This is a genomic window from Streptomyces sp. NPDC001493, assembly GCF_053597235.1.
Genome location: NZ_JBSFHV010000006.1, coordinates 252,773 through 278,189 on the forward strand (window position 1 = coordinate 252,773; position 25,417 = coordinate 278,189).

A 25,417-nucleotide genomic window follows, 5' to 3' on the forward strand; every position below is an offset into this window, starting at 1 on the left:
GTGTCAGCCTCTGCGGCGCCGGGTGAACCGGGTGACCGGGGCGCTGCTCACGAACAGCATCAGTCCGACGGGGGCGAGGCAGATCGCGGTCAATGCCCCGGCGTCGCCCCATCCGGCGGCGTCCACCAGCCCGCCGAGGAAGACAGCGGTCCCCGAGGTCGCCAGCGCCCAGCCGCCGACCCGGGGACGGCCGAATCCGGCCGTCTTCCGGCCGGACAAGTAGGGAATTGCCTCCGCTGCCAGCCCCGCGCCGACAATCATCAGGTACCAGCTCATGAGAACCCCGCCCGCCCCGCCCCCGTCGGCGTCCTCGACGCCGTTTCCCGGACGTCGCACCGTGCGTGCGGTCCGCCCTCCCCGTAGCGAACGCCCGTGGTGATCACCGTGTCAACGGGGAGCCCGCACCCGAACCCGTAAAAACTCGTGAGCCCTCGAAGGGAAGGGGCCGCCACCCGGATCCCTCCGGGCGGCGGCCCCTTCTCCGTGCGTCCTGCCTGCGCCTACGCCCCGAGCAGCACCCGCACCCGGTCCGCGCCGACGGCGAGGAGCAGGGTGGGCAGGCGCGGGCCGGTGTCCCGGCTGACGAGCAGTCGGTAGAGCAGCGCGAAGAACGACCGCTGGGCCACCTTGAGTTCGGGCGTCGGCTTGGCGTCCGGCTCAAGACCGGCGAGCACCTTCGGCACGCCGTAGACGAGCGTGGTGAGCCCGTCCAGCGACCAGTGGCTGTCCAGGCCCTCCAGCAGCAGGCGCAGCGACTCGCGCCCCTGCTCGTCGAGGGAGCCGAGGAGTTCGGCGTCCGGCTCGGTGCGGACGACGGTGCGGGCCTCGGCCGGGACCTGGGTGGTGATCCAGTTCTCGGCGCGGTCGAGGCGGGGGCGCACCGCGTCGAGCGAGGTGAGCGGGTTCTCCGGGTCGAGCTCGCTGAGGATGCGCAGCGTCTGGTCGTCGGCGCCGGCGGTGATGTCGGCGACGGAGGCCAGCGTGCGGTACGGCAGCGGGCGCGGGGTGCTCGGCAGCTCACCGGCGGCCGTGCGGACGGCGCGGCCGTGGGCGGCGAGGTCGGCCGGGAGCGCGGTGCCCTCGGCGACCTTGCGCTCCAGGGAGTCCCACTCGTCGTAGAGCCGGTTGATCTCCTGGTCGAAGGCGATCTTGAAGGACTGGTTGGGCCTGCGGCGCGCGTACAGCCAGCGCAGCAGCGGCGCCTCCATGATCTTCAGGGCGTCGGCCGGGGTCGGCACCCCGCCCTTGGAGGAGGACATCTTCGCCATGCCGGAGATGCCGACGAAGGCGTACATCGGGCCGATCGGCTGGACACCGTCGAAGACCTCGCGGACGATCTGGCCGCCGACGACGAACGACGAGCCCGGCGAGGAGTGGTCCACGCCGCTGGGCTCGAAGATCACGCCCTCGTACGCCCAGCGCATCGGCCAGTCGACCTTCCAGACCAGCTTGCCGCGGTTGAACTCGTTGAGCCGCACGGTCTCGGCGAAGCCGCACTCCGAGCAGGTGTAGTTCAGCTCGGTGGTGTCGTCGTCGTAGGAGGTGACAACGGTGAAGTCCTTGCCGCAGTTGCCGCAGTACGGCTTGTACGGGAAGTACCCGGCGGAGCTGCCGCTGCCGTCGTCCTCGTCGGCCGCGCCGGAGCCCTCGGCGGCCTCCAGCTCGGCCTCGTCGACCTTCTTCTGCTGCTGCTTGCCCTTGCCCGCGGCGGCCGGGTCCTTCTTCGTCCGGTAGCGGTCGAGGACGGCGTCGATGTCCGCGCGGTGCTTCATCGCGTGCAGGATCTGCTCGCGGTAGACGCCCGCGGTGTACTGCTCGGTCTGGCTGATCGGGTCGTACTCGACGCCCAGCTCGGCCAGCGCCTCCACCATGGCGGCCTTGAAGTGCTCGGCCCAGTTCGGGTACGCGGACCCGGCCGGGGCGGGCACCGAGGTCAGCGGCTTGCCGATGTGCTCGGCCCAGGACGCGTCGATGCCGGGGACGCCGTTCGGGACCTTGCGGTACCGGTCGTAGTCGTCCCACGAGATCAGGTGGCGGACCTCGTACCCGCGGCGGCGGATCTCGTCGGCGACCAGGTGCGGGGTCATGACCTCGCGGAGGTTGCCGAGGTGGATCGGGCCGGACGGGGACAGCCCGGACGCGACGACGACCGGTTTGCCAGGCGCACGACGCTCCGATTCGGCGATGACATCGTCCGCGAAGCGGGAGACCCAGTCGGTCTCGGTGCTTGTCTGACTCTCGGCCACGGTCGGCACGCCCTTCTCTCGTACAGGAATCTTTCGGGGGCCCTGTCATTCTCCCAGGTACACGGCGGAGCGCGAAAATGACTTCCCCGGGGGCCGTCCCGTGATCCGCCACGGGACACCGGGCAGCCCCCGGCGCGCTCAAATGGCTTTGCGAACGTGCTCACCGCCCGTGGGATACTTGGGGAAACCCATTACCCCCTACGGAAACGGCAGCCGGCACATGGCCTCGGTCCCTTCCCTCGCTTCCACGCTCCAGCAGCAGCTGGCGGACGCCCTGACGGCAGCTCTGCCGGACGCCGGCGCCGCCGACCCGCTGCTGCGACGAAGCGACCGGGCCGACTTCCAGGCCAACGGCATCCTGGCGCTGGCCAAGAAGCTCAAGGGCAACCCCCGTGAGCTGGCCTCGCAGGTCACGGCCGCGATCCCGGCGGGCGGGCTGATCAAGGAGATCGGGGTCTCCGGGCCCGGCTTCCTCAACATCACCCTCACCGACCGGGCGATCCTGGAGACGCTCGCCGGGCGGGCCGCCGACGCGGAGGGCCGCCTCGGTGTGCCGACCGCGCCGGACGCCGGCACGACGGTCATCGACTACGCCCAGCCGAACGTCGCCAAGGAGATGCACGTCGGCCACCTGCGGTCGGCGGTCATCGGCGACGCGATGGTGCGCATCCTGGAGTTCACCGGCGAGTCCGTGGTCCGGCGCCACCACATCGGCGACTGGGGCACCCAGTTCGGCATGCTCATCCAGTACCTCGTCGAGCACCCGGACCAGCTCGGTCACGAGACCGCGGGCACCGGCGCCGCCTCCGAGGGCGAGGCCGCGATGTCCTCGCTGAACCGGCTCTACAAGGCGTCCCGCGCGCTCTTCGACTCCGACGAGGAGTTCAAGGCCCGTGCCCGGGACCGGGTGGTCGCGCTCCAGGCCGGTGACCCGGAGACGCTCGCCATGTGGCAGCGGTTCGTGGACGAGTCGAAGGTCTACTTCTACTCCGTCTTCGACAAGCTCGACATGGAGATCTCCGACCCGGACATCGTCGGCGAGTCGGGCTACAACGACATGCTGGAGGAGACCTGCCGCATCCTGGAGGAGACCGGCGTCGCCGTGCGCTCCGAGGGTGCGCTCTGCGTCTTCTTCGAGGACGTGAAGGGCCCGGACGGCAACCAGGTCCCGCTGATCGTCAAGAAGACCAACGGCGGTTACGGCTACGCGGCGACCGACCTCTCCGCCATCCGCGACCGGGTGCAGAACCTCAAGGCGAACACCCTGCTGTACGTCGTGGACGCCCGGCAGTCGCTGCACTTCAAGATGGTCTTCGAGACCGCCCGCCGGGCCGGCTGGCTCGGCGAGGACGTCAAGGCGCACCAGCTGGCCTTCGGCACGGTCCTCGGCAAGGACGGCAAGCCGTTCAAGACCCGTGAGGGCGTCACCGTCCGGCTGGAGGACCTCCTCGACGAGGCGGTCTCCCGGGCGACGGCCGTGGTGCGGGAGAAGGCCGAGAAGGTGGGCCTCTCCGAGGAGGAGATCGTCGAGAACGGCCGGTACGTCGGCATCGGCGCGGTGAAGTACGCCGACCTGTCCACGTCCGCCGTGCGCGACTACAAGTTCGACCTGGACCAGATGGTCTCGCTCAACGGCGACACCTCGGTCTACCTCCAGTACGCCTACGCCCGTATCCGCTCGATCCTCCGCAAGGCCGGCGACGCGAAGCCCGCCGCCCACCCGGAGCTGGAGCTGGCCCCGGCGGAGCGCGCGCTCGGTCTGCACCTGGACCGGTTCGGCGAGACCCTGGACGAGGTCGCGGCGGGTTACGAGCCCCACAAGCTGGCCGCGTACCTCTACCAGCTGGCCTCGCACCTGACGACCTTCTACGACCAGTGCCAGGTCCTCAGCGACGACAACGCCCCCGAGGTCGTCGAGAACCGGCTCTTCCTCGTGGAGCTGACCGCCCGCACCCTGCACACGGGCATGGAGCTGCTGGGCATCCGGACGCCCGAGCGCCTCTGACGGCGGTGCGCACCTGACGCACGGAGGCCCGGCGGATCTTCCCGATCCGCCGGGCCTCCGCCATGCGTGCGCCCGTACGCGTACGGCCCACGACTACTGCGGCCGTCCCAGCGCCCACCCCGACACGTCGGCGAGCCGTCCGCGCCACAGCGGCAGCAGCACCGGGCTGACGCCGCCGACGCTGAGGGTGACGTCCCGCAGGTGGATCCAGCGCGGCAGCCCCGGGTCCTCCTCGGCGCCGAACTCGCTGAGCCCCTGGTCGACGGTCTCGGGGAACTCCGCGAGGAGGTTCGCGCCCTCGCCCTCCACCTGGCGCAGGCTCCGCGCCCACTCCGCCTTCCACTCCTCGTGGCCGATCAGGTCCCCGTGCAGGATCCCGCCGGAGAGGGTGAGGGTCAGCGGCAGGCTGGAGCGGAGTTCGCGGTCGAGGAGCTGGATCAGCAGCTGGAGCTGGAGATCGGGCACGGGTTCGGTGATCACCGCCGCCGTCGTCGTTTCCCGTGAAGTGTCGGCGAACGCGCTCATGGGCCTCTCCCTTCAGGTGACGTACGGCCCAGGGGGCGGGCAATGCCTCCGGCCGTACGGCGGCTGGGGCCTTTCATGTGCCCCGCGCGGCCCACGCCACACCTGGGGGCGGGGCTCAGAGGAACCGGCGGATCGGGTACACCGACGCCTCGCGGGCCCGCTGCACCAGCGAGCGGCGGCGCCAGCGGCGGCCGTCGATCAGCTCGCTCGCCGCGCGGTCCTGCTCGAAGTGGCCGTCGAGTACGGCGGTGAACTCCGGGTCCAGCACGGCGAGCATCACCTCCTCGTCGTGGTCGAGGGAGCGCCGGTTGAAGTTGGTGGAGCCGATGAGGGCGGCGACCCGGTCCACGGTGAGGGTCTTGGTGTGCATCATCGTCGGCTGGTACTGGTGGATCTTCACCCCGCACGCGGTCAGGTCCTCGTAGTACCGCTGCCCCGCGAGCTGGCAGACCCGCTTGTCGGTGTACGGGCCGGGGAGCAGGATCTCGACCTCGACGCCGCGCCGGGCGGTGGCGCAGAGCAGCTCGGTGAAGTACGCGTCGGGCGCGAAGTACGCGGTGGTGAGGCGGACGCGCTCCTCGGCGGACTCCAGGACGACCCGGATCAGGGTCTGCATGTCCTGCCAGCCGAAGCTGGCGGAGCCCCGTACCACCTGCACGATCGCGTCGCCCTCGGGAGCGCCCGGTACGAACCGGTCCTCGGCGTCGAAGAGCTCCTCGTGGCACTCGGCCCAATTCTGCGCGAACGCGGCGGCGAGCCCGTCGACGGCGGGACCGCGCAGCCGGACATGGGTGTCCCGCCACTCGTGTTCGTTGCGCGCGTCGCCGCACCACTCCTCGGCTATCCCGACCCCGCCGGTGAAGGCGGTCCGCTCGTCCACGACGAGGACCTTGCGGTGGCAGCGGTGGTTCTGCTTGAGCGGCGACAGGTAGAGCGGCTTGCGGAACCAGGCGACGTGCACGCCCGCGTCGCTCATCATCGCCAGCTGGTCCTTCTCGATGAGCCGGCTGCCGAACCCGTCGAGCAGCAGCCGCACCCGGACCCCGGCCCGGGCGCGTTCGGAGAGCGCCTCGGCGAACTTCTCGGCGATCTCCCCCCGCCAGTACACGAAGGTCATCATGTCCACGGTGTGCTCGGCGGCCCGTATCGCGCCGAGCATCGCGCCGAATATCTCGTCGCCGTTGCGGAGCGGGAGCAGCTCGTTCCCCTCGGTCGCGGCGATCCCGATGAGGCGCTCCAGCCGCCGTCTGAGTCGCTGGACCCGCTCGGCGGAGAGTTCCGGGTCGAGCGTGCCGACGGGGTCGGCCGCGCCGCTGCCGGAGGGCGCGGCGTCGAGCGTGTTGCTGGTCATGGATCACCTTCCGGAGGGCGAGGGCTGGGGCCCGCTGCCCCCGGCGGGGGTCGGGGACGGGCGGTCGGCCGTCGTTCCGGCTGCCCGCGATACGCCGGGTCACTCCCGTACTGTCCTGCACGAAGGCGACGCGGGGCCCAGGAGCTTTCCTGTCGTCCGGACCGCGACGGGTCATGAGCCCGGCCGCGGCGCTCGCGCCGGAACACAAACCTCACAGGAGCACCGGCGGCTCGGGGCTGTCACACCCTGGTCGTATGGTGCGCCCATGACGCAGTTCACCGACTTCAACTTCAAGCTGCTGGTGATCGACCGGCTCATGTACACGGACGGGACCCTCACCCCCCGGTTCGACTTGGCGGCCTACCTCGTGGCGCAAGGTCTGGCCAAGGCCGACGGCGACCCCGCGCGCGCCTACACCGAGAAGAAGAGACTGAGTCACCAGGTGCTGCCCGTCGCCCGAAAGTACTTCGACGCGCTGGAGATCAGCGACGAACTCCTCGCCTCCGTGGAGGATTTGATACTCGACGGTGGACTCCGGGTCTATTACCACTGCTCACCGGTCTGGGACGGTGAGGATGACCTCTTCGACGTCCGCTCCCTCGACGACCTGCCGCTGCTCCCCAACCTCAAGCGGATCAGAGGAGCGGACGACTTCTGGTCGTCGGAGATGGTGGAAATCCTGCACGCGCGAGGGATAGCGACGGACGGCTGAGGGCTGTCCCCCACTGCGCGCCGGTGCGTGAACCGAGAGGCACGGCAGGTCAGACGGCGGCGGCGCGCAGCACGATCAGGGCGACGGAGGCCACTGCGAGAACCGCCGCCGGAAGCGCGCCCTTGTGGTCGCGGACGCGCAGGTGGAAGGCGACGGCCCCGGCGAAGTAGAGGGTCAGGCCGACGGCGGCGGCGATTCCGAGAGGTGCCCACCGGAGTCCGGCGATCGCACCGGCCGCGCCCGCCACCTGGGCGGCGATCAGGAACGTCATCAGGCCCATCGGCACTCCGAGAGTGGTCATCTGCTCGGTGATGTGGCGCGTCCGCAGGGATTTGGCTCCGGCCGATATCAGAAGTACCGCCGACATGAGCACAGTTGTGACGACCAGGAAGATGAACACAGGAGACCTCGATCATGCGGGAGGCGAACAGGAGACGTGCGCACCTCACCGACGATAGACAGCCGTCAGGAACCTCCGGGTAACCTTCGAGACGTGAGCCTGCGCCCCGGAAGCATCTTCCTCGCCGACTGCCCCGCTCTCCTCGCGATGGAGATCATCGCGAGCAAGTGGTCCATGGTCACGCTCTTCGCGCTGACCGACGGCCCCCTGCGCCACGGCGAGTTGGTCGAGCTGAGCGGTGGAATCTCGCGCAAGGTACTGACCCAGACGCTTCGCCGCCTCCAGGCGAACGGGCTCGTCGAACGCCACGCGTACGCCGAGGCTCCGCCGCGCGTGGAGTACAGCCTGACCGCTCTCGGGCGGACCCTGGAGGAGCCGATCAGGATGCTCACCGCTTGGGCCCGGGAGAACGGCGAGGCGGTCGTCACCTTCCGGGAAGCGGTCGGGGCGAACGGAGTGGACAGGGCGTCCAAGGCCGCCGAAGGCTAGGCAGGAAAGAGCTGTCAGGACACGGCCGTCAGTTGGGACCCGGCCGGCGCTCTCAGCCTCGGATCATCGACATCAGCAGCCCGTGCGTCTCGGTGTCGGCGGCTACCACGAGCCCCCGGGCGTCGGGGCCGAGCGGGGCGCCGTAAAGGTCGGTGACGACGCAGCCGGCGGCCCGGCAGAGGGCGATTCCGGCGGCGAAGTGCACGCTGCCGGAGAGGTCGCCGCCGTCGGTGACGTACGCGGCGCGCTTGCCCGCCGCGACCCAGGCCACCGCCAGCGTCGAGGACACCACCCGGGGCCGGAACCACAGGCCGAAGTCGGGGTGGGCCAGCAGGTCCACCGCCCGGAATCCGGGGGCGCTCGGGAACGGCGGGTCGAGGTTGACGTCCACCAGCCGCGTGGCCGAGGAGGGGTGCAGGGGTGCTTCGGTCCCGTCGCGGCGCACCCAAGCGCTCCGGCCGTCGGTCAGGAAGAACTCCTCACCGAAGGGGTCCGCCACCGCAGCCGCCCCGCCGCCCGACTCTCCGTCCAGCAAAGCCACGTTGACGGCCACCACCAGGGTCCCGGCGGCGTAGTTCAGGGTGCCGCACAGGGGGTCCACCAGCCACTGGCGTGCGGCGTCGGCCGCGCCCCGCTGCCCGCTCTCCTCGCCGAGCACCGCGTCGTCGGGCCGGGCGGCGCGGAGGGTGTCGAGGATCGCCCGTTCCGCCTCCAGGTCGGCGGCGGTCGCGAAGTCCCCGCCGCCCTTTTCGACCCGGGCGAGGCGCCGGCCGTGGAGGGCGCGCACCACCCCTGCGCCCGCCTCCGCCCCGGCCGCCGCGATCCCGACGTCCCCGGAAGCCGCGTACATGTCGCTCATCGCGGTGTCACTCCCCCTCGTCCGCCAGGGACGGATCGACGTAGTCCTTGTCCATCCACTGCGCCCGGTCCTGCCAGTAGATGTACTCGGGCCGGGCCTTGACGCTGCTCGTACGGAACGGCTCGCCGTGGTCGTCCACCCGCAGGGTGCCGCTCCGGCCCCCGCTGGTCCAGTCGAGCTCCAGGTAGTAGGACACGTCGTGCCCCTCCACGTGGGCGTCGAGGTTCAGCACCTGTACGTCGGTGGAGCTCGTACGGAACGGGAAGTCCTGCGCGGGGACGACGGCGTCCCCCTGCTTCCCCGCGACCGGCTTCGTCCGTGGCTGGGCGTCGTCGAGGTCGATGTCGAAACTCTGCGGGAGGATGCTGCTGCCGCATCCCTCGGCCATCGAGAAGGAGTTCCAGGCGAGCGGCGCCTTCCGCGTCACGACCCGCACGTGCAGGCCGCTGACGACGACCGCCTCGGACGAGGAGCCCTGGAGCGTCAGTTCCAGCAGCTGAGAGCCGCCGTCCACCCCGCCCAACGCCTTCGCCCAGCCCCGGCTGCTCTGGGGGCTCGGCGGCGGCGGCACATCGTTCGGGTCCTCGTCCAGCAGGGTGTACTGCCCGCAGGGCGAATCCCAGTTGTACGAGGTGATGGTGGCGCGCAACGGAACCTCGTCCGACGACACCTCCCCCGTCCCCTTCCCCGCCGGGCCCGCTGTGGCGGTCGGCCCGGCGGCGGAGGCGGACGGCGACGCGGACGCCGAGGCGGACGCGGAGGCGCTCGCCGACGGCTTGGCGGACGGCTTGCGGGACGGGCTCGGCGAGGCGTTATGTACGGCGGTAGCGGTGGCCGCGTCGGCGTTCCGGCCGTCGTCGGACCCGCCCGCGAGGTTACGGGCGACGAGCACGGACGGCACGCTGAGGGCGACCACCACGGCGGCGGCCAGCAGGACGCGCGTACGCCGGGAACGCGGACGACCAGAACCACTCGGGCCTCCCTGGCGCTCCGTCACCAGCGGGTCGTCGGCGTCGGCTGCCGGCGGGGCAGGGACCGGGGGCGAAACCGGAGCCGGGGCAGGAGCAGGGGGCGAAACCGGGGCCGGGGCAGGGACGGGAGTCGCGTCCGGTGCCTCGTCCCGCGCCGGTCCCGCCTCCGATTCCCGCGCCGGTCCCGCTTCCGGCTCCCCGCCCCGTTCCGCTTCTCCGTCCTCTGCAAATTCCGCTTCCGCGTCGGCCGGCCGGGCCCAGGAGGGGACGGCGGCGGGGGCGACCGGCACGGGCGGCGGCGACGCCTGCTCCTTCCGCGCTCCACCCTGCTTCTTCGCCTGGTCCGCCAGAATCCACTGCCGGTGCAGCGCGACCATCTCGTCGGGCGTCGCACGGCACAGCCTCGCGATCCGCTCGACCGGCGCGAACTCATGCGGGACGGCGTCGCCGTTGCAGTAGCGGTGCACCGTGGACGTACTCATGTGCAGCCGCTTGGCCAGCGCCCCGTAACTCATGCCGGACCGCTCCTTCAGCGCGACCAGCGCTGCGGCGAAGTCCTGGAATTCCGTGCCCACGCGACCGTTCCCCCCTCGTTCCCGTCCCGGAAGAGCGTTCCAGGGACCTCACATATCCGCAGGTCAGAGGCTGTTCCAGCGTTCCGGCATCCCATGTCGGCCGTGATCCATTGCCGCTGGGACAAGGAGCCGGACAGTATGTGGTCATGCCGGGTCGCCGACCGCGAACGGCACGAACCCACCCACCTCACACACGGAATCGTCATGTCCGAATCCGGCCCCGCGGCCTTCGTCGGAAGCGTGGCCACAGGGGGGTTGATCGCCGCCTCCACGGCAGTCCTCCCACACCTGTGGCGCTGACGACCACTTCATTGTCCAGCACACCGGTTCACCCTCGGGCCGCCCAAGCGGCGCGCCCCGTTCCGCCCAAGACATTCTCCAAAAGAGGAAACTCACCATGCGTCAGCTCCGCACCCGCCGCATCACCCGTGCCTCCGTCTTCGGCGTCGCCGCCCTGATCGGCGCCCTCTCCCTGACGGCCTGCAGCGAGGAGGACCGGGCCACGATCGACCGGGCCATCGCCTCGACCCCGGTGTCCGCCGACGGCAGCGCCGCTCTGCCGGACCCGGCCGGCACCGGCGCCACCGCGAAGGACGGCACGACCGCCACCCAGGCGAACACCTCGACCGCCACGGGTTCCTCCGGCTCCGGCTCCTCGGGTTCCAACTCCTCGGGCTCCGGCTCCTCGGGTTCCGCTTCCGGCTCGGGCGGGTCCTCCGCTTCGAGCACCTCGGGCTCCGGCGGCTCCTCCACGGGATCGTCCGGCAGCTCCTCCGGCGACTCCACGTCCAGCGACGACGACGCGCCCAGCTACCCGAGCTGCGACGGCACGAACAGCAAGGTGAAGGGCTCCATCCTGAGCCGCCCGATCAACCACGTCCTGCTGACGGTGACGAACACCGGCTCGACGGCCTGCAACGCGGTCGGCTACCCGGGCATCGGCTACGAGGGCGCCCAGGCGGTCATGGCCTACGACGAGAACAGCGTGCCGCAGTCCGTCATCGTCCTGGAGCCCGGCCAGTCCGCGTACGCCTCCGTGCGCACCTCGGCCGCGGACGGCAGCGGCGAGGGCGGCTCCGGCGTGAAGGCGCTGCGGGTCTCCTTCCAGGACAACCAGGGCGGCTTCAACGACGGTCAGGTGACTGTCCCCCTCGGCAAGGCGGTCTGGATCGACAGCTCGGCCCAGGTCACGTACTGGCAGTCCGACTTCGAGACCGCCACCTCGTTCTGAGCGATCCCGTGTGAACCCGTACGCCCCGCTGCTCGTACCAGCGACGACAGCATCCATGACGACAGGCCGGGCGAAGCTCGCCCGGCCCGGACACCGGAGAGTACAGAGCATGAAGTTCCTCGGACCCGCGGGCAAGCCGACGAAGGCCCTCGGCCGCACCGTGCTGCCAGCCGCCCTGGCAGGACTCGCCCTCGGCCTCCTGCCCGCGCAGGCCCACGCCACGGAGACCACCGTCACCGGCACCTACCAGAACAAGGCGACCGGTCTCTGCCTCGACGGCAACGCCTGGGGCCACATCTACACCTCGAAGTGCGACCCCGCGCGGAAGGACCCCTACCAGCAGTGGACCTTCACCTACACCGGCCCCGCCGCGGGCACCATCAGGCAGGTGGCCACCGGCAACTGCCTGGCCCTGCCGTGGCTCACCGACGAGGTCATCGTCGCGACCAAGGAACTGTGCGAGGGCCCGTCCCCCGACGCGGTGTGGACCAAGGACGGTGACTCCCGCCGCAACTCGCTGCAGACCTCCATCTGCCTGGACAGCAACGCCAACTACGAGGTCTACGGCCTGACCTGCAACGGCGGCCCGTACCAGAAGTGGACGCTCAACGTGCTCTCGCGCACCTGAGTTCTCTCCGCACCCATCAGTCACCCACGACGGCGGGTGCCGGGCGCGAGCCGGCACCCGCCGGGCCGTATCCGGCCGCGTACAGAGGGGCAAGGCGTCACCGACGAGGCGCACTCTCCGAGAACTCGCACCAGACGATCTTCCCGGGCCTCCGCACCGCCGCCCCCCAGCGGTCGGCGAGCGCGTTGACGATGACCAGCCCGCGCCCGGACTCCGCGCCCGGGTCGGCCTCGGCCGGGCATCCCCGGCCGGACACCGGGACCGCGTCCCGGCCGTCACCGCTGTCGTGGAACTCGATCCGCAGCCCGGCCGACGCACCCAGCCTCTCGATCCGCACGAGATACCCCCGCCCGGCCGGCACCCCGTGCAGCACCGCGTTGGTCGCCAACTCGCTCGCGCACAGCACGACATCCTCAACCCGCTCGCCGAGCCCCCAATCCAGAGCGGCCCGCCGCACGAACTCGCGCACGGCGGCCACCGAGTTACGGCGGCGCCAGAAGAAGAGCTCACGGACGGCGACTGCCGGATCGGGGCGAACGGGGAGGACGGGGCGCGCGAGGTGAGGGGTGGTTCCCTTTGCTTCATTCACCGGTCAAGAGTCACCCTCGGTTACTAGGCTGTTGCAGTACGCGCACCCGTACAGATCTTTTGTACGGGTCATGTGCGCGTGAAGTACGGACCCGGATGGGGAGGGGCAGGCCATGTATTCCAAGAAGCCGCAGCGCAGGAACGCCTCGGCCATGAAACTCGTCGGCAAACTAGTGGCCCTGTTCCGCGTCGCGGCCGGCCTTACCCAGACCCAGTTGGCTGCGGCAGCAGGCGTACAGGTAGAGACGATCGCCTCGATCGAGCAGGGCAGGCGATCGCTCCTTCCCGACTTGGCCGAACGCTTGGACGAACTGCTGCCCAGTAACCGCGCGTTGGCAACCGCAGTGGAGCACATGCCGGAGGTTGACTTGATTCCGGCCTGGGCCGAGCGGTACATGGACCTGGAGCGCGAAGCTCTGGCGCTGTCGTGGTTCGAGAACCAGGTACTACCCGGGTTGCTCCAGACCGAGGAATACGCGCGTGCGGTGTTCCGCAGCAAGGTCCCGGCCCTCAGCGCGTCAGAGATCGAAAGGCAGGTTGCCACGCGTATGGAGCGGCAGGACATCCTGCGACGCGACACCCCTCCCACGTTGAGCTTCGTCATCTCAGAAGCGGTGATCAGGGATCGCCTGGGCGGAGACGTCACATACTTCTCGACCCTCCGCCATCTGCGCGAATGCGCGGAGCTATCGGGAGTCACCTTGCAGGTGATGCCACTGGGACGGACCGACCACGCTGCGCTCGATGGCCCGTTCATCCTGCTGGAAACTCCCGACTTCCAGCATCTCGGATACACCGAAACGCAACGGGGTAGCCAGCTCGTGGCCGATGCGAACGAGGTCAGCATCCTCACCCAGAAATATGCGATGCTGCGAACGCAGGCTCTCAACGCAGAAGAGTCGAAGAGCCTGCTGGACCGGCTGCTAGGAGAGCAATGAGCACCGCATACACGTGGTTCAAGTCCAGCTACAGCGGCAGCGAAGGCGGCGCCTGCGTCGAAGTCGCCTTCTCCTGGAAGAAGTCCAGCTACAGCAACGAGGAAGGCGGCGCGTGTGTCGAAATCGCCGCCCACCCTGCCGCCATCCACATCCGTGACTCCAAGACCCCCGAAGGCCCCGTCCTCACCGTCTCCACCGGCACTTGGAGCACTTTTGCCGCCTACGCGGCCACCGCTTAGGCAGAAGCCACACTGCCCGCCCTGGGCCCGCTGACAGCCCCCGCCGACAACGCCGGGTGCAGTCGTACATCCGCGCTCGATGGCGCGAACTTCACTGACACATGGGGATGTTGCCTCGGCCGGTACTGGCCCATCCCTCGCCACTGTGGACGCACCGGTTGGCGGTACTTGCCGGATGCCTGGTCACGGACCGCGACCGACACCCGCTCAAGCGACGAGCAGCCGCAGCCCGAGGTCCACCGCGTCGAGCTCCGCGAGTTCCCCGTTGCGCTCGGCCCACCGCCCGGAGCGGAGGTCGGCGCCGAGGCTGCGAACCGCCCGCTGCTCGGCCTCCGGCCCGACCCTCGTCCATACCGACATCGCCCGGCGCACGTGTTCCTCCAGGTACGCGTCCGGTCGGCGCCAGTACGCCTCGAACAGGCCGTCGGCGCAGTCCCACGGGACGGGCACCGGCTCGACGCGGGCGCCGATCGCGTCGGCCATCCCGGCGAGCGAGGGGAATTCCGCGAGGACGCCGGCGAACTCGGGGAGGTAGTCGCGGGTGAGCCAGAACCGGTCCTGCCAGCCGGGCTCGTCGGTGTCGAAGGTGAGGACCACCACGTGGCGGGCCACGCGCCGCATCTCGCGGAGCCCCGCGATCGGGTCACCCCAGTGGTGGACGGTGGAGACGGCCATCGCGACGTCGAAGGAGCGGTCCTCGAACGGCAGGTTCTCCGCGCTGGCGGCCACGCACGGTGCCGAACCGGCGGGCCGCTGCCCCCGCATGACCGCCGACGGCTCCACGGCGGTGACCTCGCGATCGGCGGGCTCGTAGGAGCCGGTACCGGCACCGACGTTCAGCACCGTGCGCGCCTCCCCGAGCGCGTCCCTGATCTGCGCGGCGAACCGCGGCTCGGTACGCCGTGTCGCGGGGTAGGCGCCGCCGATCGCGTCGTACAACCGCGCTCCGAGCAGCCCCAGTTGCTCCTCCGGTGTCACCAGCAGTCCTTTCGCCCGAGTGACGAGTTCCCTGTCGATGGCCGCCACCATGGCATCGGCGCGGTCACGCCGGTCCAGCAGCAGCCCGCGCAGCCGGCGCAGGTGCGCGACCGCGTCGGTGGACGCGTCGCCGACCAACTCCGCGACCTCCCGCAGGCCGAAGCCCAGCCGCCGGTAAGCCAGTACCTCCCTGAGCCGCTCCACGTCCCCCGCCGAGTAGGCCCGGTATCCGGCGGGAGTCCGCCCCGACGGACGTACGAGCCCGATCTCGTCGTAGTGGTGCAGCGTACGGACGCTCACCTCGGCCAGCGCGGCCACGCGTCCCACGGTCCAGTGATCCTCCACGGCACCGACTATGCGGCCTGACGTCGCGTGAGGGTCAAGGGAGCCGTTACGCGAACCCGCGCCCGCTGAAGGGGGATTGACCGGTGTGCCGCTCTCGGTCTCCGAGTGCGAACGACGCCCGTTCCCGCCACGCCGTGCCGTCGTGCACGATGAGTTCGACCGACGAGACGTGGGCGGTGAACGGGAGTCTGCCGGAGAGGTCCGCCTCGACCTGCTCGAAGACGGCTTCGTCCTGGCCCTGGGCGACGGTCAGATGCGGGACGATCCCGGCGAACCGCCCTCTGTACGACGGAGCTTCGGGCCAGCGGTCGGCGATCGCCTCCGTGAGGCGTATCAACCGCGTGTCGGGGTCGGGGTCGAGACAGAGCACGCCCGGAAGCCTTCCGCACCTCTCGAACCGCAGGTCGAAGGCCGGGTGGCTGCCGAGCACGTCCGCGAGTGCGGAGTGGACGGACGCGTCCGTCCGGCTCTCGTCGAGGAACGGGAAGAGCACGGTGATGTGGGCCGGTACCCCGGCCCGGGCCGAGGGGTCGAACCGTTCACGCCACCTGCCGACGCAGGGCTCCGCCTCCGGGATCCGGACGACGAGAGCTGTCTGGCCCGCCCGGAACCCACGGGTGCTGTCGTCCGCCACGACCGCATGGTGTCAGCTCAGCCTCCGTTCCCGCTCCCCTCCCCCGCCTCGTACCGCAGCAGCACCACGCCGCTGCCGAAGCGCCGGGTCTCCACGAGGCTCAGGTTCGTACGGGTGTCGGTGTCGCGGAAGAGCGGGGTGCCGCGCCCGATCAGGACCGGGTGGACGTAGACCCGGTACTCGTCGATGAGCCCGTGCCGCCGGAACGCGTCGGCCAGCATCGGCCCGCCGACCACCAGGTCACCGCCCGGCTCCGCCTTCAGCGCGCGGATCGCGTCGGGGTCCACCTCGCGCACGATCGTGGAGCCCCAGCCGGCCTCGGTGAGGGTCCGGGAGTAGACGTACTTCGGCATGTCCCGCCAGATCACGGCGAATTCGGCCACCGTCCCCGCGTTCGCCGGGTCGGCGTCCGCCGTGGGCCAGAACTCGGCCATCAGCTCGTACGTCACCCGCCCGTGGATGAACGCGCCCATCCTCCCCAGCTCGTCGTTGAAGTGCTGGTGCAACTCCTCGTCCACGAAGTGCCAGTCGATGTCGTGGTCCGGTCCTTCGAAGAACCCGTCGAGGGACATGGAGATGGAGAGGATGAGCTTGCGCATCGATGGCCTCGCGGATCGGGTGGGGTACGCGGCACGGGTGGCCGCGCACCGGGTTCGGGTGGCCCGAGACGTTACGCGCGCGAGGCCGCCCGCCCCGTGATCCGCACCCCGCCCGGCATGTCGCCGTCGCCGGCCCTCCCGCCGACTACCAGGTGCGCCCCTCCGGCAGGTCGGCCAGGCCGGGAGCGGAGAGGTGCAGGACCTCATAGCGCTCGGTGGCGTCCTCGTCCGGTGCCACGGCGTCCGCCCACAGCACGAACCGCACCAGCTGCCAGGCATGCGGGTCGAAGGCGAGGGCGGCGGTGTGCACGCCTTCGCGGCGGGCGAGCGCGCGCAGTTCCTCCGCCTCCCGCCCGATCAGCGCGGCCAGGCCGAGGCCGTCGCCCCGGAGATCGGGGTCGGCGGGGATCGGGGTGAGGCGGCGCGAAGCCGACCGGACGGCCGCCTCACGGGCGGGCCCCGTGTGGCAGGCGATACCGGTCCAGTGGTGCGCCGCGGGGCGCCCGAAGTCACGGACGATGTTCTGGAACCCGCCCCCGCCAACGAGGAACTGGGCCATCGCGCCCGTGTCGTTCCACAGGTAGAAGGGCGCGTACTCGTTGACCGGCGAACCGTTCACCCCTCGCTCGCGCATGACGAAGGCCTTCAGGCCGAGTCCGGCACGGTCGTCCATGGTCGGGCCGCCCACGGCCACCCGCTTCCGGATGATCTCCATGTCGTAGTCGGCGGGCAGAGTGATCTCGTACTGCTTGGCGTACATGAAGTGCTGCCTCTCTCGGTGCTGACCCGGCGGTCTCGGTGCCGACCCAGCGGTCTCGATGCTGGCCCGGCGGTCTCGATGCTGACGCGGCGAGAATCGGTGCTGACGCGATGGTCTCCCGGCCGGCGTTCCGTTCAGGCGTTGAGCGTGGAGAGCGCCCGCCGGGTGACGTCGGCCGGGGCGGCGGCGATGACTCCGTCGAGCGCCGCCATGGAGGTCTGCAGGTCGGCGATGGCCCGCGCGATGCGGTCGCGTTCCCGGTGGAGGTCGGCGACCAGATCCGAGCAGGTCGGGACGAGCCATTCGCCGTCGTCCCGCAGACACGGCAGGACCGTACGGATCGTCGAGGTGTTCAGACCCGCGGCGAGAAGGCTCCGGATACGGCGGACGACGGCGACGTCCTCGTCGACGTACTCCCGGTACCCGCTGGGGCGGCGCTCGGGATGCAGCAGGTCCTGCTCCTCGTAGTAGCGCAGCAGGTGCACGCCCACGCCCGTCCGCCGGGACAGCTCGCCGATCCGCACAGGGGCCTCCCGATGACCGCGACCCCGGTCGCGATCGCCTCAGCACTTGACTCTCCTACCGATATGAGACTTTAGCGTCGGCGCCATGACCGTGAACAAGGATTTCGCGATCCTCGCGTCGCTGTGCGCGAGTGTCTTCGTCGTGGGTACCTCCGAGTACCTGGTCGCCGGGCTGCTCCCCGAGGTCGGCTCCGATCTGGACGTCTCCGTGGGAACCGCCGGGCAGGCGGTGACGGCCTACGCGCTCGGTGTGGTGATCGGCGGGCCGTTGATGGCCCTGCTGACCTCACGCCTGCCGCGCAGGGGGCTCGCCGTCGGGCTGCTGCTGCTGTTCGCGGCGGGCAGTGCGATCTGTGCCGTGGCGCCCTCCTTCGGGCTGCTCCTGGCAGGCCGGGTCGTGTCCTCCCTCAGTCACGCGGCCTTCGTGGCGCTGGCGCTGGTGACGGCGACCAGGGTGGTCCCCGCCGAGAAGGCGGGCTCGGCCATCGCCACCGTCGCTTCCGGCTTCACCGTGGCCACGCTCCTCGGGGTGCCGCTGGGGGCGCTGCTGGGGCAGCACGCCGGCTGGCGGGCTCCGTTCGTCCTGCTGACCGCCCTCGCCCTGGTGGGCGCCGCGCTCCTGGCCGCCGTACTGCCCCGGCAGGAGGCGCCGCCCACGCGCCTGCGGGACGAGCTGCGGGTGGTGACGCGGCGGCCCGTACTGCTCGCCATCGCCACCACCGCCGTGGGCTTCTCCGGCGTGTCCGCGGTGTTCACCTACATCTCCCCGCTGCTGACCCGCGTCTCCGGCTTCTCCGCCTCCGCGGTCTCCGGGCTCCTGCTCGCCTACGGCGCGGGCAGCTTTCTCGGCAACCTCGCCGCCGGGAAACTCACCGACAGGTCGATGAGCGCGACCGTACGCGGGGTCTTCGGCGGCCTGGCCGGGACCCTCCTGCTCGTCCCCTTCGCCGTGGTGTGGCAGCCCACGGCCGTGGTCGCGGTCCTGGTCCTCGGCCTGTTCGCCACCGCGACCATCGCCCCGCTGCAAGGGCTGATCCTGCGCCACGCGGGATCAGCCCCCACCCTGGCCGTCTCCGTCAACGTGGGCGCCTTCAACCTCGGCGCCGCCGCGGGCTCCGCCGTCGGCGGTGCGATCGTCGCCGCCGGAGGTCTGCGCTGGACCGGCCTCGCGGGCGCGGCGCTGAGCCTGCTGGGGCTGGCCCTGGCCCGTCTCGTACTCCCCCGTGATCGATCCCGGGCCCAGGACACCGCGCCCGAAGTCCCTTCGACAGCTTGACCGGTGGCCCGCTCGACCCGCTCGACCGTACGCCGGCTTCGCGCCGCCCCGGCGCGGATACATCGGCTCCGTGCCCGCGCGGGTGGGCAGAGGGGAAGTCGGCCGCCCTGCTTCCCTCGCGAGCGCCCCGCCCCACGAGCGCCTCGCCATGCACCGCGATGCGCCTCCCCCACGCCCCGACGCGCCTCGAACGCGCCTCGAACTCGCTCCGTCTCAGGGCGATTCGCGGCGATCCGCCCCGGGAAGCCTCTCCTGACATCCGCAGACCCGCTCCACCGCGCCCTTGTGAGGTTGCCTCCGCATGACCGTGATCGTCGGGCTCGTCCACAAGAACCGCGTCCACCTCGGCGGCGACTCGGCAGGAGTCGCCGGGCTCTCGATCACCGTGCGCCGGGACCTCAAGGTGTTCCGCAACGGCCCCTACGTCATGGGGTTCACCTCGTCGTTCCGCATGGGACAGCTCCTGCGGTACGCGTTCGAGGTACCGCATCCGAGCGGCGACCTGGACCGGTTCATGGTCACCAAGTTCATCGACGCACTGCGCTCCTGCCTCAAGGAAGGCGGCTGGGCGCGCAAGGAGTCGGAGCAGGAGCAGGCCGGTACGTTCCTCGTCGGCATAGCCGGACGGCTCTACACCATCCACTCGGACTACCAGGTCGGCGAGCCCTCGGACCGGTACGCGGCGGTCGGCTGCGGAGACGACATCGCCCTCGGCGCGCTCCACGCCACCGCCTCGCTCGACCTGAATCCGCGCCAACGGATCACCGCCGCGCTCGAAGCGGCGGCCCATCACAGCGCGGGCGTCGTCGGCCCGTTCACGTACGCGACGACACCCAAGGCCGACTGAACGGACCACGCGAGCACCCCGGTTCACCCTCCGGAGACAGCTTCCCCCGCAGCGGCTCCGTCCACGGGCGCGGCCTTCCCGGCCTCACCGGCGGGCCCCCCGGCCTCCGTCGGTGCGCCCGCCCTGGAGCGGGCGGGCGGGAGGTTGATGTCGGCGGTACGCAGGGCCCGTTGGAGCGGGCTCCGACCCGGGGGGAGCTCCAGATCGATGTCCGCGATGAGCAGCCGGCCGTCGGCGAGACGCGAAGTCTTCGTCCGCTTGCCCCGGTTGGGCTGCCGACTGCCGGGGCCGCCCTGGCCGCTCTCGCGACCCTGACTGCTTTCACGCCTCTGACTGCCCTGCTGGGCCGGTCCGGACCGCTGCGGCCGCCCGGATCTCTCGGGTCGATTCGGCTGCTCGGGTCGCTCGGGTTGTTTCGATTGAGGGGCCATGTCTCCTCTTCGGCGGCGGGGGCTCTACGGATGCCCCGCGGAGGGATTGTCGCGCGAATCGGGGCCGGAGACAGGGGTGTTCGAGCACTTCAGGCCGTTCTGGACCGCCTTGTTAGTGACAGTGTCAACGGCACCGCCGGAGGCGTTGTCAGTGGTTCCCCTTAGTGTCTGCGACATGGCGACGCTTCCGAATCCCCTTCCGTCCCTTGCCTCCCACGGGCTGGATCTGCCGTCCGGATCCCTCGTGGACGCCACCGTCGACGGCCCCTGGCACGAACCCCTGTTCTGGTACGGGAACACGGCGGCGGCCCCGGGCGACTTCGCGGCCCTGCGCGCCACCGGCCGGCGGGTCGGACTGCTGCCCGTGCTGATCGACGAGGGCCCGCGCCGGGAGCCGCCCAGCGCCTGGGATCTCGCACCCGAGCGCGCTTCGTACCCGGGTGACCACGACGCCGAAGAGGTGCTCCTGAGCTTCTGGGAGCCGTACGCCGACGACGAACTCGGGGACGGGGAAGCCGAGTCGGCCGACACGTCCGAGTCCGCCAACACGTCCGAGTCCGCCGACACGTCCGAGTCCGGTGACCGGGCCGGGTCCGGCAGCGCCCCCGAGTGGCCCGGACTCGCCCCCGTCCCCGCCGCCTGCATCGGCGACCCCGACCAACTGGCCGCCGAACTCGCGGACGTCATAGGCGGCGCCTACCTCGAAGAGGACGGAACCGGTCTGCGCCCTGCCCTCGTACCCGCCCGGCGCAGCGCGGACATCCCCGCCGCCATCGGCTGGTCGGGCCCGGTCAACCACGAGAACGACGTCGCCCGCCTCTGCGCGGTGCTCCGCTCCTGGGAGGACCGGTTCGACATCCGGATCGTCATGCTCGGCTTCGACACCCTGACCGTGTCGGTCGGCCGCCCGCCGGCCACCCTCGCCGAGGCCCGGGCGGTCGCGGCCGAGCACTACGCCTTCTGCCCGGACAACATCGACCAGAACCCGCCGTACAGCCTCGACGCGTACGCCGAGAAGCACCTGATGAACCGCGACTGCTGGACCTTCTGGTGGGACTGACCGCCCGCCCGGACGCCCAGTCCTGACCTGACCTGGCCTGGCCTGGCCCGACCTGACCACCCGACCTGACCGACGGTCCCGAGCGACCCTGACCGGCCGGGACCGAGCGGACGGGACCGGCCACCCCGAACGCGCGGTCCGGCTTCCACGAGGGGAGAAGCCGGACCGCGCCACACCCGTACGCCCCGTACGCCCCGCCGCGCCTCCGCCCCGCACGACTCCCGGCCCGGGCGGCCCAGGCGGCCCGGAAAGTGGCCGGATGCGTGGAACTTCGCGTCGGGGGAAACGCATATCCCATGAACCGGACGGAAAAGCTGATCACGGAGTACGGGACGCTGCCCCAGGAGAGCGACCGCAGGCGCGAAATCGTCTACGACCTCGGCGGCGTGCTCTCCACCGAGCCGGATCACCCGGGCATTCTGTCGTTCCTCATCGAGGTCGTCGCCGACTACGAGGCGTTCGACCTCGCGCGCGTCGAGGCGACGAAGGTACTGCGGCTCTGGCCCCCGTCCGACCCGGAGACCTGGCGTCTCGCGGGCGCCGTCCTGGTGTCGGCCGTCGAACACCCGGACGAGGACCTGGTCCGCCAGTACGCGGTGATGGCGCTGGGCTCGTACGCCGACGACTCCGTCGTCCTCGCGGCCCTGGCCGCCGCCGTGCTGAGCGACCCCGACCCGCTCGTACGGGACAACGCCCTGGCGGCCCTCAGCGAGGCGGGTCCGAGCGAGGGCCGGGCCGAGGTGCTCCGCCGGCTGTCCGACGACGCCCACCTCGGCCACGAGGCCGCCCGCATCCTCACGGGGTGGGAGCAGCAGGCGGCCGACTGAGGGCGGTCCCGTACGCGTCGGCCTTTCGCCCCGTACGCGTCGGGCCGGCTACGGCCACAGCCACGGCCACGGCCACGCCCCAGGAGTGTCACCGGCCGATCGGAGCGGCCCCGGTCGCCGCGAGTGACAGGTCCCACAGCCGTGCGGCCGCATCCGGATCGACGGCGTACGCGCGGACCCCACCGTCGTCCATGGCCTCGTCCGGGGCCGAGACGCGCGCGACCTCACAGTCTTCGAGGTAGAGCCCGCCGTGTCCGTCGAGGAGCGGGGACGTGGCGGCCCACAGGCCGGTGGCGGCCCCCTGCGAAGGGGACTTGAAACCGGCTCCGACGACGTTCCCGTGCTCGTCCACCCACCCGAGGTCGATCTGCTCCTGGAGCTCCATCTCCCGCTGGAGCCCCGTGATGATCTTGCCGGGGTGGAGGGAGAACGCCCGGACGCCGTCCTCGCGTCCGAGGGCGTCGAGGTGCACGGCGAACAGGATGTTGGCGGTCTTGGACTGGCCGTACGCCAGCCACTTGTCGTAGCCGGTACGGAAGTGCGGGTCGTGCCGGCGGAAGTCGGTCAGGGTGTGCCCGGCCGAACTGTTGACGACGACCCGCGCGCCACCGGCCGCGGCCAGGAGCGGGTAGAGCTCGCAGGCGAGGGTGAAGTGCCCGAAGTGGTTGGCGGCCAACTGGCTCTCCCAGCCGGGCCCGACGCGCCGTTCGGGGGTGGCCATGACGCCGGCCACCGCCATCAGGAGGTCGAGCCGGGTGACGGAGGCGCCGATGTGCGCGGCGGCCGTCCGTACGCTGTCGAGGTCGGCCAGGTCCATGGGGACGATCTCGCACCCCTTCACGTCGGCGAGGGCTGCCTCGGCGACTCCGGGCCGACGGGCGGGGACGATCACCCGGGCTCCGGCGGCCGCCAGGGCGCGGGAGGTCTCCAGGCCGAGCCCGGAGTAGCCCCCGGTCACGACGGCGGTCTTCCCGGAGAGGTCGGCCCCGGCCATGACGTCCTCGGCGGTACTGGCGGCGGAGAAGGGCGAGCCGAGCGGCTGCTGTTCACTGATGGTCATGCAGAGGACGCTACGAGCTCGACCTCGGTCTAGGTCAACTCCCGCAACGGACGCCGACAGCGCCTAGATTGAAGGGCATGACGACTACCGAGACCCGCACGGAGCCGCTGGGCATCGGCGAGGTGGCCGGGCGGACCGGCCTGAGCGTGCACGCCCTGCGCCTGTACGAGCGCGAGGGCCTGCTGGTCGGGCCGGTGGGACGGGACGCGGGCGGCCGGCGCCGCTACACCGAGGCGGACGTGGAGTGGCTGATGGTCTGCGTGAAACTGCGGGAGTCGGGGATGCCTCTCGCCGAACTCAGGCGGTTCGCCGAGCTCGTACGGAACGGGCCCGGCAACGAGGCCGACCGCCTCCGGCTCCTCGACGCCCACCAGCGGCGCGTCGAGGAGCAGATCCGGGCCCTGGAGGAGTGCCGCTCCGTCATCGTCTGGAAGGTCGGCGTCTACTCCGACCACCTCGCCCGGGGCGAGGCCGACGGGCTCTGGGACCCGAACCGCTGAACGCGGGCGCACCCGTCAACGGGCCTCCCGTACAGCCCTCTTCGGACGCCCGATGCCCAAATCCCCGACCGGTGCGGCATCGTGACACGAACCGCCCCGACCTCCGCCGCACCACCACACCGGCGGGCCCACCGGATCCGGATCGTCCGGGTGGGGCCAACCGCCGCTGGCCCCCGCGGCCCCGACGTGCATGCCGGTCCCGTGCGCCGGACAGACGGGCCAGGCCTGCCACAGCAGCTCCATGAGGGTGTCCTGCGCGGCCTCCGCGACGACGGCCAGGACCGAGTCCGGGTCGTCCGGCTCCGGCGGGCAACCCTCCTCCAGGTCCGACGCGTTGACCGCGTTGCCCTGCCAACGGCCGTCGGGCATCGCCACGTAGACCTGCTCCTCGCCGGTGAACGCCCGGGACGCGGGCTCGTACGACGGGACGCTCATCAGCACCAACGCGTCCTGGCCCGGCAGGGTGGCCCGCAGGTCGCGGTTGACCAGGGCGAGCGCGGCCTCCAGCTTCGGCCACCGGCCGGGCTCGGTCGGCACGGGTTCCGGGGGCTGTCGCATCCCGCTGCCACCGGGGCTGGGACCTTTGGCGAAGCGCGAGAAGTGGTTCACCCGGGCATCGTGCCACCACCCCGGCACGCCGGCACCCCGCGCGCCGAACCCGTATGCCGGGGGCCGAACCCGTATGCCGGGGGCCGGAGTCGAGCGGGTACGGCGAGGCCCGGCAGGCCATCCGCACGGACACGCCCGCCGGGCCCCCGGCCGGTACGGTGACGGCTACGCCGAGCGCCCGCCCAGCCGCTGCGCGACCTCCGTCGCCCAGTACGTCAGGATCATCGACGCACCCGCGCGCCGGATGCCGGTCAGGCTCTCCAGGATCGCCGCGTCGCGGTCGATCCAGCCCTTCTCGGCGGCGGCCTCGATCATCGCGTACTCGCCGCTGATCTGGTACGCCGCGACCGGCACGTTCACCGAGTCGGCGACCTTGGCGAGGATGTCGAGGTACGGTCCGGCCGGCTTGACCATGACCATGTCGGCGCCCTCTTCGAGGTCGAGCGCCAGCTCCCGCAGGGACTCGCGGATGTTCGCCGGGTCCTGCTGGTACGTCTTGCGGTCGCCCCGGAGCGAGGAGCCGACGGCCTCCCGGAAGGGGCCGTAGAAGGCGGAGGAGTACTTCGCGGTGTACGCGAGGATCGACACGTCCTCGTACCCGGTCTGGTCCAGGGCGTCGCGGATCACGCCGATCTGGCCGTCCATCATGCCGCTCGGGCCGACCGTGTGGGCGCCCGCGTCGGCCTGGACCTGGGCCATCTCGGCGTACCGCTCCAGGGTGGCGTCGTTGTCGACGCGGCCGTCCTCGGTCAGCACACCGCAGTGGCCGTGGTCGGTGTACTCGTCCAGGCAGAGGTCCGACATGACGACGAGGTCGTCGCCGACCTCCTTGCGCACCGCGCGCAGGCCCTGCTGGAGGATGCCGTCCGGGTCCGTCCCCGCCGTGCCCCGGGCGTCCTTCTTCTCGTCGGCCGGAACGCCGAAGAGCATGATCCCGGAGACCCCGGCCTCGACCGCGTCAACGGCGGCCTTCCGCAGGGTGTCCAGGGTGTGCTGCCGCACGCCCGGCATCGCCGAGATCTCGACCGGCGCGTCGATGCCCTCGCGGACGAACGCGGGCAGGATCAGGTTGGCGGGGTGGAGGCGGGTCTCGGCGACCATCCGTCGCATCGTCGGGGTCGTCCGCAGCCGCCGGGGGCGGGAGCCGGGGAAGTTTCCGTACGCAGTCATTCTTTGACCATAGACCCGCCCACATCGGTCTCTTACCGAC

Annotated in this window: 28 protein-coding genes; 12 read left to right on the forward strand and 16 right to left on the reverse strand. The window is 71.3% G+C overall.

The genetic code is table 11. The features are described from left to right. Positions 1-3: 3 nt before the first annotated feature. Together ACWCWD_RS12280 and lysS are read right to left on the reverse strand one after the other, a co-directional pair. The gene (locus ACWCWD_RS12280; protein ID WP_450772284.1) at positions 4-276 is read right to left on the reverse strand and encodes a hypothetical protein; all 273 of its coding nucleotides are present in this window, start codon (positions 274-276) and stop codon (positions 4-6) included. A gap of 224 nt (positions 277-500) precedes the next feature. Continuing rightward, the gene (lysS, locus tag ACWCWD_RS12285; protein WP_450772286.1) at positions 501-2,255 is read right to left on the reverse strand and encodes a lysine--tRNA ligase; all 1,755 of its coding nucleotides are present in this window, start codon (positions 2,253-2,255) and stop codon (positions 501-503) included. Between the two features lie 211 nt (positions 2,256-2,466). Here lysS and argS point away from each other — a divergent pair, with 211 nt between their 5' ends. Continuing rightward, the gene (gene argS, locus ACWCWD_RS12290) at positions 2,467-4,251 is read left to right on the forward strand and encodes an arginine--tRNA ligase (RefSeq protein ID WP_450772287.1); all 1,785 of its coding nucleotides are present in this window, start codon (positions 2,467-2,469) and stop codon (positions 4,249-4,251) included. Between the two features lie 93 nt (positions 4,252-4,344). Here the strand turns inward: argS and ACWCWD_RS12295 are convergent, their stop codons facing one another. Both ACWCWD_RS12295 and ACWCWD_RS12300 read right to left on the reverse strand, forming a co-directional pair. After that, positions 4,345-4,776 carry a hypothetical protein gene (locus ACWCWD_RS12295; protein ID WP_450772289.1) on the reverse strand — a complete coding sequence of 144 codons (432 nt, stop codon included), beginning with the start codon at positions 4,774-4,776 and terminating at the stop codon, positions 4,345-4,347. A gap of 115 nt (positions 4,777-4,891) precedes the next feature. Next, positions 4,892-6,127 carry a phospholipase D-like domain-containing protein gene (locus ACWCWD_RS12300; protein ID WP_450772290.1) on the reverse strand — a complete coding sequence of 412 codons (1,236 nt, stop codon included), beginning with the start codon at positions 6,125-6,127 and terminating at the stop codon, positions 4,892-4,894. Positions 6,128-6,392: 265 nt separating this feature from the next. Here ACWCWD_RS12300 and ACWCWD_RS12305 point away from each other — a divergent pair, with 265 nt between their 5' ends. Beyond that, a complete protein-coding gene (locus ACWCWD_RS12305) occupies positions 6,393-6,839 on the forward strand; it encodes a DUF6892 domain-containing protein (protein WP_450772291.1) in 447 nt (148 codons plus the stop codon). A 49-nt stretch (positions 6,840-6,888) separates the two neighbouring features. Here ACWCWD_RS12305 and ACWCWD_RS12310 read toward each other — a convergent pair whose 3' ends face one another. Continuing rightward, positions 6,889-7,239, reverse strand: a complete 351-nt coding sequence (locus ACWCWD_RS12310; RefSeq protein ID WP_450772293.1) for a DoxX family protein — start codon at positions 7,237-7,239, stop codon at positions 6,889-6,891. Between the two features lie 147 nt (positions 7,240-7,386). Here ACWCWD_RS12310 and ACWCWD_RS12315 point away from each other — a divergent pair, with 147 nt between their 5' ends. Beyond that, on the forward strand, positions 7,387-7,728 hold the full coding sequence (locus tag ACWCWD_RS12315) for a winged helix-turn-helix transcriptional regulator (RefSeq protein ID WP_450772357.1): 342 nt from the start codon (positions 7,387-7,389) through the stop codon (positions 7,726-7,728). A gap of 52 nt (positions 7,729-7,780) precedes the next feature. Here ACWCWD_RS12315 and ACWCWD_RS12320 read toward each other — a convergent pair whose 3' ends face one another. Together ACWCWD_RS12320 and ACWCWD_RS12325 are read right to left on the reverse strand one after the other, a co-directional pair. Further along, a complete protein-coding gene (locus ACWCWD_RS12320) occupies positions 7,781-8,587 on the reverse strand; it encodes an inositol monophosphatase family protein (RefSeq protein ID WP_450772295.1) in 807 nt (268 codons plus the stop codon). A 7-nt stretch (positions 8,588-8,594) separates the two neighbouring features. After that, positions 8,595-10,133 (reverse strand): helix-turn-helix domain-containing protein, encoded by a 1,539-nt coding sequence (locus tag ACWCWD_RS12325; RefSeq protein ID WP_450772296.1) that lies wholly within the window; start codon positions 10,131-10,133, stop codon positions 8,595-8,597. A gap of 397 nt (positions 10,134-10,530) precedes the next feature. On the opposite strand from ACWCWD_RS12325, the gene ACWCWD_RS12330 reads away from it, so the two are divergent. Both ACWCWD_RS12330 and ACWCWD_RS12335 read left to right on the forward strand, forming a co-directional pair. Further along, positions 10,531-11,364 (forward strand): DUF4232 domain-containing protein, encoded by an 834-nt coding sequence (locus ACWCWD_RS12330; RefSeq protein ID WP_450772297.1) that lies wholly within the window; start codon positions 10,531-10,533, stop codon positions 11,362-11,364. Between the two features lie 109 nt (positions 11,365-11,473). Beyond that, complete coding sequence (locus tag ACWCWD_RS12335; RefSeq protein WP_450772299.1) at positions 11,474-11,992, forward strand: RICIN domain-containing protein; 519 nt, start codon at positions 11,474-11,476, stop codon at positions 11,990-11,992. 97 nt (positions 11,993-12,089) lie between these two features. Here ACWCWD_RS12335 and ACWCWD_RS12340 read toward each other — a convergent pair whose 3' ends face one another. Further along, positions 12,090-12,581 carry an ATP-binding protein gene (locus ACWCWD_RS12340; protein ID WP_450772301.1) on the reverse strand — a complete coding sequence of 164 codons (492 nt, stop codon included), beginning with the start codon at positions 12,579-12,581 and terminating at the stop codon, positions 12,090-12,092. A 112-nt stretch (positions 12,582-12,693) separates the two neighbouring features. On the opposite strand from ACWCWD_RS12340, the gene ACWCWD_RS12345 reads away from it, so the two are divergent. Beyond that, on the forward strand, positions 12,694-13,518 hold the full coding sequence (locus ACWCWD_RS12345) for a helix-turn-helix domain-containing protein (protein ID WP_450772303.1): 825 nt from the start codon (positions 12,694-12,696) through the stop codon (positions 13,516-13,518). After that, entirely contained in the window at positions 13,515-13,757 is a 243-nt protein-coding gene (locus tag ACWCWD_RS12350) for a DUF397 domain-containing protein (RefSeq protein WP_450772305.1), read from the forward strand. Before ACWCWD_RS12345 ends, ACWCWD_RS12350 begins: the two co-directional genes overlap by 4 nt. Before the next feature lie 207 nt (positions 13,758-13,964). On the opposite strand, the gene ACWCWD_RS12355 is transcribed toward ACWCWD_RS12350, so the two are convergent. The 5 genes from ACWCWD_RS12355 to ACWCWD_RS12375 all read right to left on the reverse strand — a co-directional run bounded on the left by ACWCWD_RS12355 (position 13,965) and on the right by ACWCWD_RS12375 (position 17,597). Further along, a complete protein-coding gene (locus ACWCWD_RS12355) occupies positions 13,965-15,062 on the reverse strand; it encodes a MerR family transcriptional regulator (protein WP_450772359.1) in 1,098 nt (365 codons plus the stop codon). A gap of 64 nt (positions 15,063-15,126) precedes the next feature. Beyond that, positions 15,127-15,714 (reverse strand): 2'-5' RNA ligase family protein, encoded by a 588-nt coding sequence (locus ACWCWD_RS12360; RefSeq protein WP_450772307.1) that lies wholly within the window; start codon positions 15,712-15,714, stop codon positions 15,127-15,129. 17 nt (positions 15,715-15,731) lie between these two features. Beyond that, on the reverse strand, positions 15,732-16,313 hold the full coding sequence (locus tag ACWCWD_RS12365; protein ID WP_450772308.1) for a dihydrofolate reductase family protein: 582 nt from the start codon (positions 16,311-16,313) through the stop codon (positions 15,732-15,734). A gap of 145 nt (positions 16,314-16,458) precedes the next feature. Further along, complete coding sequence (locus tag ACWCWD_RS12370) at positions 16,459-17,073, reverse strand: DUF4865 family protein (protein ID WP_450772309.1); 615 nt, start codon at positions 17,071-17,073, stop codon at positions 16,459-16,461. A gap of 134 nt (positions 17,074-17,207) precedes the next feature. Further along, complete coding sequence (locus ACWCWD_RS12375; protein WP_450772311.1) at positions 17,208-17,597, reverse strand: MerR family transcriptional regulator; 390 nt, start codon at positions 17,595-17,597, stop codon at positions 17,208-17,210. Between the two features lie 85 nt (positions 17,598-17,682). Between ACWCWD_RS12375 and ACWCWD_RS12380 the strand changes: the two genes are divergently transcribed. The 4 genes from ACWCWD_RS12380 (at position 17,683) to ACWCWD_RS12395 (ending at position 22,038) form a co-directional block, all read left to right on the forward strand. Further along, entirely contained in the window at positions 17,683-18,873 is a 1,191-nt protein-coding gene (locus ACWCWD_RS12380; protein ID WP_450772313.1) for an MFS transporter, read from the forward strand. A gap of 301 nt (positions 18,874-19,174) precedes the next feature. Next, positions 19,175-19,720, forward strand: coding sequence for a hypothetical protein (locus ACWCWD_RS12385; RefSeq protein WP_450772315.1), 546 nt, complete (start codon positions 19,175-19,177; stop codon positions 19,718-19,720). Positions 19,721-20,326: 606 nt separating this feature from the next. Beyond that, positions 20,327-21,211: a DUF4253 domain-containing protein gene (locus ACWCWD_RS12390; protein ID WP_450772316.1), complete on the forward strand. Its 885-nt coding sequence runs from the start codon at positions 20,327-20,329 to the stop codon at positions 21,209-21,211. Between the two features lie 296 nt (positions 21,212-21,507). Continuing rightward, on the forward strand, positions 21,508-22,038 hold the full coding sequence (locus ACWCWD_RS12395; protein WP_450772318.1) for a HEAT repeat domain-containing protein: 531 nt from the start codon (positions 21,508-21,510) through the stop codon (positions 22,036-22,038). Positions 22,039-22,126: 88 nt separating this feature from the next. Here ACWCWD_RS12395 and ACWCWD_RS12400 read toward each other — a convergent pair whose 3' ends face one another. After that, entirely contained in the window at positions 22,127-23,098 is a 972-nt protein-coding gene (locus ACWCWD_RS12400; protein WP_450772320.1) for an SDR family NAD(P)-dependent oxidoreductase, read from the reverse strand. A 77-nt stretch (positions 23,099-23,175) separates the two neighbouring features. Here ACWCWD_RS12400 and ACWCWD_RS12405 point away from each other — a divergent pair, with 77 nt between their 5' ends. Beyond that, positions 23,176-23,598: a MerR family transcriptional regulator gene (locus ACWCWD_RS12405; protein WP_450772321.1), complete on the forward strand. Its 423-nt coding sequence runs from the start codon at positions 23,176-23,178 to the stop codon at positions 23,596-23,598. A gap of 15 nt (positions 23,599-23,613) precedes the next feature. On the opposite strand, the gene ACWCWD_RS12410 is transcribed toward ACWCWD_RS12405, so the two are convergent. Together ACWCWD_RS12410 and hemB are read right to left on the reverse strand one after the other, a co-directional pair. Continuing rightward, positions 23,614-24,207 carry a hypothetical protein gene (locus ACWCWD_RS12410; RefSeq protein WP_450772323.1) on the reverse strand — a complete coding sequence of 198 codons (594 nt, stop codon included), beginning with the start codon at positions 24,205-24,207 and terminating at the stop codon, positions 23,614-23,616. Between the two features lie 165 nt (positions 24,208-24,372). Then, positions 24,373-25,377: a porphobilinogen synthase gene (gene hemB / locus ACWCWD_RS12415; RefSeq protein ID WP_450772325.1), complete on the reverse strand. Its 1,005-nt coding sequence runs from the start codon at positions 25,375-25,377 to the stop codon at positions 24,373-24,375. Positions 25,378-25,417: the final 40 nt, after the last annotated feature.

Bases quoted from the DNA above. Each gene is read 5' to 3' on its own strand.
- ACWCWD_RS12335 (WP_450772299.1), top strand. From the start codon at position 11,474: ATGAAGTTCCTCGGACCCGCGGGCAAGCCGACGAAGGCCCTCGGCCGC.
- ACWCWD_RS12320 (WP_450772295.1), bottom strand. From the start codon at position 8,587: ATGAGCGACATGTACGCGGCTTCCGGGGACGTCGGGATCGCGGCGGCC.
- ACWCWD_RS12400 (WP_450772320.1), bottom strand. From the start codon at position 23,098: ATGACCATCAGTGAACAGCAGCCGCTCGGCTCGCCCTTCTCCGCCGCC.
- ACWCWD_RS12380 (WP_450772313.1), top strand. From the start codon at position 17,683: ATGACCGTGAACAAGGATTTCGCGATCCTCGCGTCGCTGTGCGCGAGT.
- ACWCWD_RS12365 (WP_450772308.1), bottom strand. From the start codon at position 16,313: ATGCGCAAGCTCATCCTCTCCATCTCCATGTCCCTCGACGGGTTCTTC.
- ACWCWD_RS12305 (WP_450772291.1), top strand. From the start codon at position 6,393: ATGACGCAGTTCACCGACTTCAACTTCAAGCTGCTGGTGATCGACCGG.
- ACWCWD_RS12405 (WP_450772321.1), top strand. From the start codon at position 23,176: ATGACGACTACCGAGACCCGCACGGAGCCGCTGGGCATCGGCGAGGTG.
- ACWCWD_RS12370 (WP_450772309.1), bottom strand. From the start codon at position 17,073: ATGTACGCCAAGCAGTACGAGATCACTCTGCCCGCCGACTACGACATG.
- ACWCWD_RS12300 (WP_450772290.1), bottom strand. From the start codon at position 6,127: ATGACCAGCAACACGCTCGACGCCGCGCCCTCCGGCAGCGGCGCGGCC.
- ACWCWD_RS12350 (WP_450772305.1), top strand. From the start codon at position 13,515: ATGAGCACCGCATACACGTGGTTCAAGTCCAGCTACAGCGGCAGCGAA.
- ACWCWD_RS12345 (WP_450772303.1), top strand. From the start codon at position 12,694: ATGTATTCCAAGAAGCCGCAGCGCAGGAACGCCTCGGCCATGAAACTC.
- ACWCWD_RS12385 (WP_450772315.1), top strand. From the start codon at position 19,175: ATGACCGTGATCGTCGGGCTCGTCCACAAGAACCGCGTCCACCTCGGC.
- ACWCWD_RS12395 (WP_450772318.1), top strand. From the start codon at position 21,508: ATGAACCGGACGGAAAAGCTGATCACGGAGTACGGGACGCTGCCCCAG.
- ACWCWD_RS12330 (WP_450772297.1), top strand. From the start codon at position 10,531: ATGCGTCAGCTCCGCACCCGCCGCATCACCCGTGCCTCCGTCTTCGGC.
- ACWCWD_RS12390 (WP_450772316.1), top strand. From the start codon at position 20,327: ATGGCGACGCTTCCGAATCCCCTTCCGTCCCTTGCCTCCCACGGGCTG.
- argS (WP_450772287.1), top strand. From the start codon at position 2,467: ATGGCCTCGGTCCCTTCCCTCGCTTCCACGCTCCAGCAGCAGCTGGCG.
- ACWCWD_RS12315 (WP_450772357.1), top strand. From the start codon at position 7,387: ATGGAGATCATCGCGAGCAAGTGGTCCATGGTCACGCTCTTCGCGCTG.
- ACWCWD_RS12295 (WP_450772289.1), bottom strand. From the start codon at position 4,776: ATGAGCGCGTTCGCCGACACTTCACGGGAAACGACGACGGCGGCGGTG.
- ACWCWD_RS12280 (WP_450772284.1), bottom strand. From the start codon at position 276: ATGAGCTGGTACCTGATGATTGTCGGCGCGGGGCTGGCAGCGGAGGCA.
- hemB (WP_450772325.1), bottom strand. From the start codon at position 25,377: ATGACTGCGTACGGAAACTTCCCCGGCTCCCGCCCCCGGCGGCTGCGG.